At 40.5% G+C, this 13204-nt stretch carries 11 protein-coding genes and 1 pseudogene; 5 read left to right on the top strand and 7 right to left on the bottom strand.

The genetic code is table 11. The annotated features are described in order from the left end of the window. Positions 1-2: 2 nt before the first annotated feature. From HMPREF9957_RS03815 to HMPREF9957_RS03800, 4 genes are all read right to left on the bottom strand, one after another. Positions 3-809, bottom strand: a complete 807-nt coding sequence (locus HMPREF9957_RS03815; protein ID WP_001038480.1) for an ABC transporter substrate-binding protein — start codon at positions 807-809, stop codon at positions 3-5. A gap of 206 nt (positions 810-1015) precedes the next feature. Next, positions 1016-1657, bottom strand: a complete 642-nt coding sequence (locus HMPREF9957_RS03810; protein WP_000571036.1) for an ABC transporter ATP-binding protein — start codon at positions 1655-1657, stop codon at positions 1016-1018. Beyond that, positions 1654-3762, bottom strand: a complete 2109-nt coding sequence (locus tag HMPREF9957_RS03805; protein WP_033685703.1) for a bacteriocin-associated integral membrane family protein — start codon at positions 3760-3762, stop codon at positions 1654-1656. The genes HMPREF9957_RS03810 and HMPREF9957_RS03805 overlap by 4 nt, the downstream gene beginning before the upstream one ends. A 149-nt stretch (positions 3763-3911) precedes the next feature. Continuing rightward, positions 3912-4499, bottom strand: coding sequence for a hypothetical protein (locus tag HMPREF9957_RS03800; protein ID WP_001108831.1), 588 nt, complete (start codon positions 4497-4499; stop codon positions 3912-3914). A gap of 322 nt (positions 4500-4821) precedes the next feature. On the opposite strand from HMPREF9957_RS03800, the gene HMPREF9957_RS03795 reads away from it, so the two are divergent. After that, entirely contained in the window at positions 4822-5685 is an 864-nt protein-coding gene (locus tag HMPREF9957_RS03795; RefSeq protein ID WP_001268177.1) for a helix-turn-helix domain-containing protein, read from the top strand. 51 nt (positions 5686-5736) lie between these two features. On the opposite strand, the gene apf is transcribed toward HMPREF9957_RS03795, so the two are convergent. Then, positions 5737-6357 (bottom strand): aggregation-promoting factor, encoded by a 621-nt coding sequence (apf, locus tag HMPREF9957_RS03790; RefSeq protein WP_000779456.1) that lies wholly within the window; start codon positions 6355-6357, stop codon positions 5737-5739. A 241-nt stretch (positions 6358-6598) separates the two neighbouring features. On the opposite strand from apf, the gene sdaAB reads away from it, so the two are divergent. The 3 genes from sdaAB to HMPREF9957_RS03775 are packed head-to-tail and all read left to right on the top strand — an operon-like array spanning position 6599 to position 8817. Further along, positions 6599-7270, top strand: coding sequence for an L-serine ammonia-lyase, iron-sulfur-dependent subunit beta (gene sdaAB, locus HMPREF9957_RS03785; RefSeq protein WP_000838909.1), 672 nt, complete (start codon positions 6599-6601; stop codon positions 7268-7270). An 8-nt stretch (positions 7271-7278) separates the two neighbouring features. Continuing rightward, the gene (sdaAA, locus tag HMPREF9957_RS03780; protein ID WP_000500043.1) at positions 7279-8151 is read left to right on the top strand and encodes an L-serine ammonia-lyase, iron-sulfur-dependent, subunit alpha; all 873 of its coding nucleotides are present in this window, start codon (positions 7279-7281) and stop codon (positions 8149-8151) included. A 21-nt stretch (positions 8152-8172) separates the two neighbouring features. Further along, positions 8173-8817 carry an HAD family hydrolase gene (locus tag HMPREF9957_RS03775; protein WP_000200875.1) on the top strand — a complete coding sequence of 215 codons (645 nt, stop codon included), beginning with the start codon at positions 8173-8175 and terminating at the stop codon, positions 8815-8817. Between the two features lie 229 nt (positions 8818-9046). Here the strand turns inward: HMPREF9957_RS03775 and HMPREF9957_RS03765 are convergent, their stop codons facing one another. Both HMPREF9957_RS03765 and HMPREF9957_RS03760 read right to left on the bottom strand, forming a co-directional pair. Next, the gene (locus HMPREF9957_RS03765; RefSeq protein WP_001035692.1) at positions 9047-10897 is read right to left on the bottom strand and encodes a polysaccharide biosynthesis protein; all 1851 of its coding nucleotides are present in this window, start codon (positions 10895-10897) and stop codon (positions 9047-9049) included. A gap of 85 nt (positions 10898-10982) precedes the next feature. Next, positions 10983-11813 carry a glycosyltransferase gene (locus HMPREF9957_RS03760; protein ID WP_001291460.1) on the bottom strand — a complete coding sequence of 277 codons (831 nt, stop codon included), beginning with the start codon at positions 11811-11813 and terminating at the stop codon, positions 10983-10985. A 154-nt stretch (positions 11814-11967) separates the two neighbouring features. Between HMPREF9957_RS03760 and HMPREF9957_RS03755 the strand changes: the two are divergent. Beyond that, positions 11968-13133, top strand: a pseudogene (locus tag HMPREF9957_RS03755) (CynX/NimT family MFS transporter). Positions 13134-13204: the final 71 nt, after the last annotated feature.

The raw sequence follows: 13204 nt of genomic DNA, 5'->3' as shown, positions 1-13204 counted from the left end.
TTCTATTTTTCAATGGACGCTTTAAAGGCATCCTCAATGAGTTTGTCTAATTCCCCAGACTCCTTCAACTTTTGAATGGTTTTATCGACTGCCTCTTTCAATTCCTTGCTATCTTTTTTCATGGCGACCGCGTAAGAGTCATCTTGCTCTTTTTCAAAATTGAGGTCTGCGATTGCTAAATCAGGATTATTTTCCACAAATCCCTTGGCAACTGGTTCTTCAAAGATAACGGCATCCACTTGTCCTGATTTTAAATCTGTGATTAAATTCCCATTTTTAGGCAGAGATACGAGGGAAGAATTTTGTAGCAAATCTTTCGCCATCGTCTCTTGAATCGAACCTTTCTGCGCTCCGACCTTTTTCTGCGCTAAGTCGTTGACAGACTGATAAGTGGCTAAATCAGATTTTTTGACAATGAGCTTATTTTTTGAAGTATAGTAGGGAGTTGAAAAATCGAACACCTTGCTCCGTTCATCTGTCTTAGAAACACCTGATATGGCAAGGTCAGCTTTTCCTGATTGAACACTAGCCAGTACATTGTCAAAACTCATGGGAGATAGTTCCAATTCGACACCTAGTTCTGTTGCGATAGCCTTGGCTAATTCGATATCTGAACCCACAATCTGATTTTTCCCATCAACCACTTTTTGGTATTCAAATGGAGCAAAATCTGGATTGAGAGCTACAACCAATTTTCCTTTGGACTTGATAGCTTCAATTCCAGCCGATTGATTGTTACTACAAGCAAATAGTAGGGGGAGCATCACTAAACCAAACATCGTCATCAACACCTTCTTCATCTTATTCATAACAAAACCTCCTTTATGTTTATTCCTTTTGATTGTATAAATAATACACCCATCTTCATTCTTTGTCAAGCCTAAATTGGAAAAATTTTCAATTTGAAACAAAAAAACCTAGAAATACTACATAAAAATGTCATTCCTAGGCGTATTTATGCTATTTCTCTCTGGAAAACATGAGTATTCAGTCAGTCAAAAGAAGCCGAACGAACTCATTTCCCCTCGCCCAATTCAATGATACGATGACATTGTTGGGCTACATAAGCATCGTGGGTCACAATAATGACTGTTTTCCCTTCTCGATTCATCTCTAAGAGAAACTTCAAGACCAAATCTCTATTTTCAGGATCCAGCGAACCTGTCGGTTCATCGGCTAAAATCAGCTGGCTGGGTTTTAAGATGGCTCTAGCAACTGCAATTCGTTGTTGCTCCCCACCAGACAACTCGGAAACCTTTTGATGCAACGTAGCTGACAAACCTACTCTCTCTAAAATCTCTTCCACCTTTTTGAGCTTGTCTTTCTTAGACAATTTTACATATTTCAGCGCCAGCATAAGATTGTACTCGACCGTTTCATCATCAATCAGGGCAAAATTTTGAAACAGATAAGAGATATGTTCACGGATTATTGTTTGCGACTTAGCAGAATTGACCGCTAGATTTGTCTGGCCAAAAATCTCATACCGTCCGCTATAATCACCATCTATCAAACCTAATAAATTTAACAAGGTCGACTTACCACTACCACTCTTACCAACAATAGCTACCAAATCCCCCTGATCAATCCTGAGAGACAAGTGATCCAAAATCACTTTTCCCCCAATGGTTTTGGTAATATTTTCCAACTCAATCATAAGATGCCCCCTTTCAATAACTCTACTAGACTTCTTTTCTCCATCCTAGAAGCCAAGCCTAGCACAAATAGTATATCCAAACATGTAAAGCCTGCAAACAGCAGGAGTGGCAAGAGCGCATGGGCAAAGAAAATCAAGACTAGAAGAGGGAGACTATAGCCCAGCAAGAGCAGAACTAAGAGAGGACGGTAGCGATCGACTAGTTTCCACCCCATAAACTTCTTGGTAATGATATCCCTGCGCTTCAATAAGAAAGTTGTTACTAGTAAGAAGTAGGAAATCATCATGCTAAGGAGACCAAACAAAGCAAAGAGTAGGTTAAAATTCCGAACAGCATCTCGATAAGAATCCACTTTCTCTTGTTGAATGGCTTGAATAGATGAAAATTTTAAATAATTTCCATCTGACAATTTCTCAACTAACTCTGTAATCTCTTTTTGATGTTGAACCGTATTTTCAATTTTAATCGGATTATTTAAGCCAGTTGTTGACAGGGAGGCTTTCTCATCCCACATCATATCAGAATCATTGACCAAGCTAATAATTGGATTGGAGAGATTTTCCTTTCGCTTATCACTATATGGGAAAAATGACCAATCTCCTTCATAATAGGCAATCTCGACATCCATCTCCTCTATCGTTCGTTTTTGCTGCTCTTCATACTTCATCGAATGAAAGGCAATTAACTTCCCCAAGAGCTGATTTTTATCTTCTTCACCTTTCGTACTTGCTGGCATCAAAATAACTTTTTTAATACCGGTATCTGGTAGCTTGAATCCCTTGCTCTTTAGAAAATTGCGATTGGCATAGTAAACATCCACCGTATCTGTTAACTGATATTGCTGAATCTGTTCTGATTGGACAAAATTTTTTACAGGAAGACTGCTACTCTGCACATAGCCCGCCTGCGTTTTTTCTACCAAATCCTGATAAAATCGATAGAAATAATCCAATGCCTTCCCTGAGCCTGCCAACTGCTCTTGCCACAAGTTATCATTGAGTTGGAAAGTTTCTAAGGTCAGATAATTTCCTTGGCTGATCCACTGTTTCTGGTAATCCAACTCTTTGTTTTCTTGCTCCAAACTTTTTCCTACCCCAACTAGCAAGACTGTCAGTAAAATGGTAGTTCCAATTTTCATCAAATAATTAAAGAGTAGACCAAATTTGACAGATGAAAAACCTTTCAACATGGAGCTGACTGTCATTTTCTGGATTAAGAGGTAAGTCAACCAACTGATAAAGAGATAAAGCTGCAACAGCAAAAAATGAGACAACCACAGCATAGGAAACAAATCTTTTGGCTTATAATCAAGCAAGAAAAACACGCCTAGATTGATCACAAGAGCCCCACCTAGGAGGAGGTAAAGGTTGCCTTTTACAACATCAGCTAAAACAGCCCTATCTTGAAAACCAAGTAATTTTTGTACCCCAACTCTTTTCATCTCCATCATCGGTTGATACACTGTCACTAACACAAGAAGCAAAATAGCCAAGACAAAAACAATGGCAGATAAAAGCAAATCTCGATTTATGACTTCCACTGCACTTTTGTAGGTCGGCTCTAGCAAGGTAGCCTGGTCTATCTTGAAAAAATCGCTCCATTTCTGTACAATCCTATCCTTGTCCATCTCTTGTGTAGAAGTTATCGTATAGCGACCATTTAAACTACGAGATGTATCCTTGATATAGGTTTGAAAAGTCATAAGCTGAATAGGTTTGGCTTTTAGAAAGGTCGGAATCGTACCAAGTTTATTGGAAATTTCTTTATTACTATAGACTCCTTCACCATCTGTGGTAAAATCAAGAGAAGAAATCCCAAACTCTTGGTAGGGGAAGGTATCTTTATCAAAAACACCAGACTTGACCACCTCATCACCACTGTCTGTTTTGATGATGGAGACTTTATACTCCTTTGATACATCCTCAAAAAATCGAAGAACAGACGCTGCAGGTTCGTTAATATCTTTCAAATACAAATCCAAAGAATCTACAGTCTTGCCCATCTCCTGAATCCGCACTATTTCTCGTGTAACATTTACATTCAGGACAAAAAACGTAGTACACAGTAAGAGCAAGAGCATACAAAGATGACTGATTTTTTTCATAGAGATACCTCCCGTGAAGAGACGAAACTGGGAAAAACTAACTTTCCAATAAAGCCACACAGTGATTCTCTCAGCTTAATTGTGTTCAAGGCTGAAAACACTGTGTGGTTTTTGAATGTTTAGAGGTTAGTTTTTTGAGCAATCGTCTATCAAAATGTCCGTTTATCTGTCAATAATCCGAGAAAATCTTGTCGTTTCAAGTCGGAGAAGTGTTTGGTAGAAAGACTTCCTTTTTGAAGTCCATCATCTCTAACCTGCAAATAATAGCTATGTTGGCTTGTTTTAATTGTCAAAAAATCGCCAAATATAAAAACTCTTTTCCAGTTGCGAATCTCAAATTCTTTCATCTCTGATTTTGGAATGCGGATAAGTCCTTGTCGCAAATCACGATGGTGCTCACTTGTGAAAGTCATCCCATTCCCAAGATTTCTTATCAGTAGTTCATCTGGAGTCACCATCACCAGCGCTATTTTAGTTAAGAAAATTTCAACTGTTGGTGGTAAAATCGCCAAATTAAACCAGGGATGTAGGTAGCGATAGGCTAAGAAATAATGAGGCTCCTCACCCAATCCTAGTTGTTTATATAATGTCTTAACCTCACTGTCTAATCTCGCTTCAAAAGACACATCCGAATGCTCTTCTTCCTTCTTCTGATTAAAATAACGCATCCAGACTATAAAACCTATAAAGACTATAATAAATATTCCTGATAAGAGATATTTTACATTGTAGTTCATCACTTAACCTCCTGATTCACGACTCTACCTAAAGCAGAGGCCTATCTATTTTGAAAATAGTTCCATAACAACTTTAAATAAGATGGGTGTCATTAAAATTAGGATAATTCCTATCACAAATATCATGACTACTCGAAAAAGTTCCTTATTTTTAAACATTTTTCCACCCCTTTTCTAGCTACATCATTATAGTCATTAAGCTCATTCTAAAATTACATCAAGCTTATTTTACTTTTATTTTCTACTTTTTATATTACTATGATACAATATTTTTAATAGGATTTTATTATTTGTTAACTTTTTTCACGAAAAGGAGAAAATCATGCGTTATGATTTCGGAAAAGTATATAAAGAAATACGTGAATCAAAAGGATTGACCCAAGAAGAGGTCTGTGGAAATGTCATCTCAAGAACCAGCTTATCAAAAATTGAAAGTGGTAAAGCAACTCCCAAATATGAAAATATGGAGTTTCTTCTCCGGCAAATCAATATGAGTTTTGAAGAGTTTGACTATATCTGCCACCTCTATCAACCGAGCCAACGAACAGAAATCATGCAAACCTATCTCAATATGAGTTCTATCATTGGCAGCAGTGGTCTAGTTGATTTTTTTGAAACATGCCAAAACTATCTCAAGACCCATCATGACCTCCCTATAGAAGAGATCAGGGATATGCTGGAAATTGTCATTCATATCCGTCGACATGGTACAGAGCAACTATCAGACCAAGTGAAACAGACTATCCAAAAACTGTGGGAAAAAATTGAAAAACAAGATACATGGTATGAAAGTGATCTAAAAATCCTCAATACCATCCTTTTCAGCTTGCCCATTGAACACCTCCATCTCATTACTGGAAAAATCCTGCAACGCTTGGAAGTCTATAAAAACTATCAACATCTACATGACTTGCGAGTGACAATCCTACTCAACCTTTCCACTATTTACTTATACAATCAAGACAAAAACATGTGTAAGCAAATCTGCTATACTTTACTAGAGGATGCCAAGAAAAAGAAGCACTACGATAGACTTGCTATCTGCTATGTCCGTATTGGGATTTGTAAGGATGACGCTAGACTTATCCAAAAAGGTTTCTCCCTTCTGGAGCTGACCGAGGAAACTTCTATGCTGTCTCATCTCAAAAAAGAAGTGGAGACCTATTATCAACCGAAGGAAATATAAAAAAGTCGAGGGATTTCCTCGACCTTTTCATATTATTCTGTTCGTTAGTTCTTAATACCAGCCATTGTTAAGCCAGAAGTTTTTAGCAGCAGTCCATGAACCGTAACGTCCTGCAACATAGGCATCTGCTACACGTTCTTGGTTTTCAGCTGAGTAGTCACCGTTCAAGTATGAATCTGTCAATTGGTAGCGTCCAATGTAACGTCCGTTTGTAGCTGTGTAGCTACCACCTGATTCTTTTTGAGCGATCCATTCTTTGGCTTCTGCTTCAGATCCGCTTACAGTTGAAGCAACTGTTTCTTCTGCTACTGTTTCACTTACTACTGGAGTTTCTTCCTCTACCTCTGTAGTTTCTGCCACTGTGGCTGAAACAGTTTCGTCTTGGGCAGCTGGAGCTTCATAAGTCGTTGAAGCTGTGGCTACTGGCGCTGCTGGACCGTCGATAACCAACTCTTGACCAACATAAATCAAATGAATGTTGTCAATATGATTGTTTTCTGCCAATTTTTCAACTGTTGTGTTGTGAGTTTCAGCGATTTCTGAAAGTGTATCACCTTCTTTAACAGTGTAAGTTGATGATTCTTGAGCAGATACAAATGATGGAGCAAATACTGCAAACAAGGCAGCTACTCCTGCAAGAGTTGTTTTAATCTTTTTAGTTGTTAATTTCATATTTGAAAATTCTCCTTCTTTCTATAGTTCTATCATACCCTTTAAATATTACCGTTTCTTGACACTTTTATGTAGAAATATTACAAAATTATTTTTTATTTCCCTAAATAATGTGTTTTTTGTCATAAAAGATACTATTTTTATGCTATTTGAGGTATTAGAAAGGTTTTCATCTACAATTAAAGCCAAGCCCCTCATTCTTTGATATAATAGAGATAAGAATTTTTATAAGGGGAAACTGATGAAATCACTTCGTTTTCAATCTGTCTTTGATATCATCGGACCAGTTATGATTGGCCCATCTAGTAGCCATACAGCTGGTGCTGTTCGGATTGGGAAGATTGTATCTTCCATTTTTGATGATACTCCGACAGAAGTCGAATTCCAACTTTTTAACTCATTTGCCAAGACCTATCGTGGTCACGGGACAGACCTAGCCCTTGTTGCAGGTATTTTGGGCATGGATACAGATGATCCTGAAATCCCAAACAGCCTGGAGATTGCCCACAAGCGTGGTATCAAAATTGTCTGGACCATTCAGAAAGACAGTAATGCCCCTCACCCAAACACCACTAAAATTACCGTTAAAAATGCGCACAAGACCATCAGCGTGACTGGTATTTCAATCGGTGGCGGGAATATTCAGGTAACCGAACTCAATGGCTTTGCCGTCTCTCTCAATATGAATACACCGACTATCATCATCGTTCATCAAGATATTCCAGGTATGATTGCCCTCGTTACGGAGGCACTTTCCCGCTATGATATCAATATCGCCCAAATGAACGTTACTCGTGAAAAAGCTGGTGAAAAAGCCATTATGATTATCGAAGTTGATAGTCGCAACTGTGATGAGGCCATCGAAGAAATTCGAAAAATCCCTCATCTCCACAATGTCAATTTCTTTAAATAGGAGGAAGCATGTTTTATTCTATCAAAGAATTGGTCGAGCAAGCAGATCTGGACTTTCAAGGAAATGTCGCAGAACTCATGATTACAACTGAATTTGAATTGACCGGTCGCGAACGTGAAGAAGTCCTCCTTCTCATGGAACGCAATCTGGAAGTCATGAAAGCCTCTGTCCAACTTGGCCTCAATGAAAATAAATCTCGTAGTGGCCTGACAGGTGGAGATGCTGCCAAATTGGATCACTACATCAAAAACGGAAAAACTTTATCAGATTACACGATTCTCTCTGCTGCCCGAAATGCCATCGCAGTCAATGAACACAATGCCAAAATGGGCTTGGTTTGTGCCACTCCGACCGCAGGAAGTGCTGGCTGTCTGCCTTCCGTTCTCACTGCTGCTATTGAAAAATTAGACCTCAGCCACGAGCAACAGCTGGATTTCCTCTTTGCTGCCGGTGCCTTTGGACTAGTCATCGCAAACAATGCCTCTATCTCAGGTGCTGAAGGTGGCTGTCAGGCCGAAGTCGGTTCGGCCTCTGCTATGAGTGCTGCCGCCTTAACTCTAGCTGCCGGTGGAACACCTTATCAGGCCAGTCAGGCCATTGCCTTTGTCATTAAAAATATGCTGGGCCTTATCTGTGACCCTGTTGCCGGCTTGGTCGAAGTTCCCTGCGTCAAGCGCAATGCCATGGGAGCCAGCTTTGCCTTCATCGCAGCAGACATGGCCCTGGCAGGTATCGAATCTAAAATTCCTGTGGATGAAGTTATCGATGCCATGTACCAAGTTGGAGCAAGCATGCCAACTGCCTTTCGTGAAACAGCTGAAGGTGGTCTCGCTGCCACCCCTACTGGTCGTCGCCTCCAAAAAGAAATTTTCGGAGAATAAGCTTATCAAATAGGAGAAACTATGACCTCTATCACAGCGATTTTTTTTGATCTGGATGGAACCCTCGTTGACAGTTCTATCGGGATTCACAATGCCTTTACCCATACCTTTAAGGAGCTAGGCGTGCCTAGCCCTGATGCCAAAACGATTCGTGGTTTTATGGGACCACCTCTCGAAAATAGTTTTGCGACCTGCCTTCCCAAAGACCAAATTTCTGAGGCTGTGCAGATATACCGTTCTTACTACAAAGCAAAAGGCATCCATGAAGCTCAACTCTTTCCTCAGATTGTAGACTTGCTTGAGAAGTTATCGAGCAATTACCCTCTTTATATCACCACTACAAAGAATACTCCAACCGCTCAAGACATGACTAAAAACTTGGGAATCTATCATTTCTTTGATGGCATTTATGGTTCCAGCCCTGAAGCACCCCATAAGGCAGATGTCATTCGCCAAGCCTTGCAGACACATCAACTAGCACCGGAACAAGCCATCATCATCGGAGATACCAAGTTTGATATGCTAGGAGCCCAAGAAACAGGCATTCAGAAATTGGCCGTCACTTGGGGATTTGGGGAGCAAGCAGATCTACTAAACTATCAGCCTGATTATATCGCTCACAAACCCTTAGATGTTTTGACGTATTTTCAGAAGAAAATGAAGTAATACTCAATGAAAATCAAATAGCAAACTAGCAAACTAGGAAACTAGCCACAGGCTGCTCAAAGCACTGCTTTGAGGTTGTAGATAGAACTGACGAAGTCAGTAACCATATCTACGGCAAGGCGACGTTGACGTGGTTTGAAGAGATTTTCGAAGAGTATAAATCTCTACATAACAAAACGCATATTACCAAGGTTCTTATGAACAACTTGATAATATGCGCTTTTCTTTTTTATTCAACGTGGGTTGTTTGATTGGCAAAGGCGATAATGGCTTGCTTCAATTCATCTCCACTGAGAGTGCGGAACTCTTCAATTTTTTGATTGATGGATTCTAAAGGCATGACATTAACCTTACCAACGAAAATCTTATCCATAACTTGGTTATCAACAAGTTCGGTTGATACCAAGAGTTCTTCGTAAAGTTTTTCGCCTGGACGGATTCCAACTTCAACAATTGGAATTTCGCTTTCGGTGTGTCCACTTAGAAGCACCATTTTCTTAGCCAAGTCATAAATTTTGACTGGTTTACCCATATCAAGAATAAAGACTTCCCCATCCTTGGCATAAGCACCAGCATGGATAACCAGACGGCTAGCTTCTGGAATGGTCATAAAGTAACGGGTCATGCGGAAGTCTGTCACCGTTACAGGCCCACCTTCAGCAATCTGGCGTTCAAAGACTGGAATGACACTACCACGACTACCAAGAACATTCCCAAAACGAACTGCACAGTAGGTCGATTGGCTACGTTGGTTAAAGCCAGTGACAATCAACTCCGCCACGCGCTTGGTTGCTCCCATAACATTGGGTGGATTGACCGCCTTATCCGTCGAAATCATAACCATCTTAGGTACCTTAGCTTCATCAACGGCTCTAGCAACATTGTAGGTTCCACGGATATTGTTTTTGAAGGCTTCTTTTGGATTGCGCTCCATCATCGGAACGTGCTTGTGGGCAGCAGCATGATAAACAATAGCTGGCTTGTACTGCTCAAATACTTGCAAGAGACGGTCGTAGTCTTGAATATCTGCTATAACTGGCACATAATCAATCCCTTGGAACTTACGAATCAATTCGTGATAAACAAGGTAGATTGAATTTTCACCGTGACCAAGCAAGACGATGCGTTCAGGATTGAAACGACTAACTTGGCGACAGATTTCAGAACCGATTGAACCTCCAGCACCTGTAACCAAGATCGTCTTACCTGTCAGTTCTGCGCCCAGACGCGATTCATCAAGACGAATTTCCTGACGGCCCAAAAGGTCTGTGATATCAATTTTTTGGAAGCCAGTAGCTGCTTGGTGAAGTCCCTGAACAACTGTTTCAACTTTAGGCATCTTGTAACATTTGACACCCAACTTATTACACATCTGCAAGATACGTTCATATTCTGACGGATCCAGCGACGGAATCGCAACGATAACACGCTCGATTTGATGACGTTTAGCTAATTCAGGCAGATCATCATATGAACCCAAAACAGGGATTCCACCAAGTTTTTGACCTTTTTTCTTAGCATCCTTATCCAAAATACCGACAAGTTCTAATTCACTAGTTGGATGTTGGTAACTATCCATAAAGAGAGCCCCACCATCACCAGCACCAATCAAGAAGGTCCGACGGTGTTCTCCATCACCACTGCCTTTTTTGCGTTTAGAGTAGATTAACTGCCAAGTAATCCGTGGCAATAAAATCAAGAAGGTACTCAACAAGATAAAGAGAATGATGAAACGGATTGAAAAAAGTGGCAAGAAGGCATAGCAGATACTATATGACAAGACGCTGCTCGCAGTCACACCAAAAAAGATTTTCATAAAGTCCGTAATCTTGCTGTAACGACTAATACTAGCGTTTAATCCCCAAAATCCAATCATCAATTGATAGAACAGGAAGGCCAGACTCGTATAGATAATGTAGTCAACAGGTGCTGGATTAATCAGCCCATAAAATAAAATATAAGATACAATGATGGAAACCACCATACTGAAAATATCAAATATTCCCCAGAAAACCTGCTTTTGTTGTTTATTTAAAATTTCCACCAGATCAATCACATAATCTGTGAGTTTTTTATTCATAGAAATTTACTCCTCCTTAAAAGAGCTAAATGGTTATATTGTTATTATAACACTTTTTCTCTAGTTTACGATTTGCTACAATCTTTTAATTGCTTTTTCGTAACAGTTTCATAAAAATAAACTGTCTGACAAATCCTGGACAAAGAGCGACCACCATCTGAATGGCAACACTCTTGGCATACTCCATGTAAGAAATTTGCCCTCTCTTCAGCATTCGTTGACGAGCTTGACGATAGAGTTTGAGGTAACGCAGTCCTCCACGACGTTCAAACATCCCTGCTCCAACACGAACCTGACACAAGATTTGATCCAGATTTCCAGTCTTAGCTCCTGCAGCAATCATATTAAGCCAGAGGAGGTCATCCTCCATATAAAGGCCATCCTCATAGTTGCCTGCCTTGAGAACCATGTCCTTCTTGAACATGACAGTCATGTGGTTAAAGGCACTTCTCATCCTTTGATAAGCTACAATCTCTGCATGTTGAGTCGGAACACGACGGTAAGAAACAATCTCATCAGGATTGTCAATAAACTCTGCAATATGGCCACCTAATAGGTCGAGCTTATCCTTCTCCATTAGCTGAACCTGTTTCTCAAAACGATCTGGAACTGCTATATCATCCGTATCCATACGAGCGATGATATTGTACTGACACTGCAAAACACCCTGTCGAAGAGCCAGACCCAAACCTTGATTCTGCTCAAGAGGATAGCGTTTCACTGGAATATCAGACTCAGCTTCAAGCTGGTCTAATACCTGATAGAGTTCAGGTGTCAAAGGCCCATCCTCAACCAGAACCAATTCGCTCGGTTTCAGGGTCTGATTTTGAACACTCTCAATAGCATCCTTTAAAAATGTCGGATTTTCCTTGATATAGACCGACATCAATACGCTGATTTTTTGCTTTTCAGACACAGTTTTTCTCCAATGTATAGATTTCCTTCCACTATTTTATCATAATTTTCAAGACTTTCCTATTTTTATCTTGAAAGCCGAAAACCTTACTTGACATTATAGGGAAAAAGCCTTAAAATAAGCTGTTATTAAAATCAACTAGAAGAGGTATTATATGAAAAAGCAATCACTTTTTTTGTTCCAGGTATTATCCTGATTGGTGTTTCCTTGCGGACTCCTTTTACTGTTTTACCCATTATTTTGGGAGATATTTCGCAAGGTCTGGGGGTAGAAGTTAGTTCACTTGGTGTCTTGACCAGCCTGCCTCTCCTCATGTTCACCCTCTTCTCGCTATTTTCTACCCGACTAGCTCAGAAAATTGGCTTGGAGCATCTCTTTACCTACAGCCTCTTCTTCTTGACCATTGGCTCACTTATTCGACTAATCAATCTGCCCCTGCTCTATCTAGGAACCTTGATGGTTGGGGCAAGCATCGCAGTCATCAATGTGCTGCTTCCTAGTCTTATCCAAGCCAATCAACCAAAGAAGATTGGTTTTCTGACCACCTTATATGTAACGTCTATGGGGGTTGCGACGGCTCTGGCTTCCTATCTAGCTGTGCCCATTACACAAGCCAGTTCTTGGAAAGGGCTTATCATCCTCCTCACCCTGCTCTGTCTAGCAACTTTTTTGGTCTGGTTGCCCAATCACCGCTATAATCACAGACTGGCTCCACAAACCAAACAAAAAAGCCAAACAAAGGTCATGCATAATAAACAGGTCTGGGCAATTATTGTCTTTGCAGGTTTTCAATCCTTGCTCTTTTACACCGCTATGACCTGGCTACCTACCATGGCTATCCACGCAGGCCTATCCAGTCACGAAGCTGGCTTGCTGACTTCTATCTTCTCTCTGATTAGCATTCCTTTTTCAATGACCATCCCAAGCCTGACAACCAGCTTGTCTACTCGCAACCGTCAGCTTATGCTCATTCTGGTTTCACTAGCTGGTGTGGTCGGTATTTCCATGCTCTTTTTCCCAATCGGTAATTTCTTTTACTGGCTTGCCAGCCATCTCCTCATCGGAACCGCAACCAGCGCCCTCTTCCCTTATCTCATGGTCAACTTTTCACTCAAGACAAGCGCTCCTGAAAAGACAGCCCAATTGTCTGGTTTATCTCAAACAGGAGGCTATATCCTAGCAGCCTTTGGGCCGACCCTCTTTGGTTACAGTTTTGACCTCTTCCACTCTTGGGTGCCAGCTGTAGCTGCCCTCTTACTCGTCGATATCCTGATGACTGTGGCCCTCTTTACAGTGGACAGAGCCGATAAAATTCTCTAACCTTCTAGTTTTGCCTAGAATTGATGAGAGATCCCGCGGTTTTCATTTTATTAAAAGTAAGATGCCAAATT

Source organism: Streptococcus mitis SK1080 (assembly GCF_000220085.1).
Classification (GTDB): domain Bacteria; phylum Bacillota; class Bacilli; order Lactobacillales; family Streptococcaceae; genus Streptococcus; species Streptococcus mitis_K.
The sequence above is the reverse complement of the archived record's forward strand: the minus strand, read 5'-3'. Positions and strand labels throughout refer to the sequence as shown.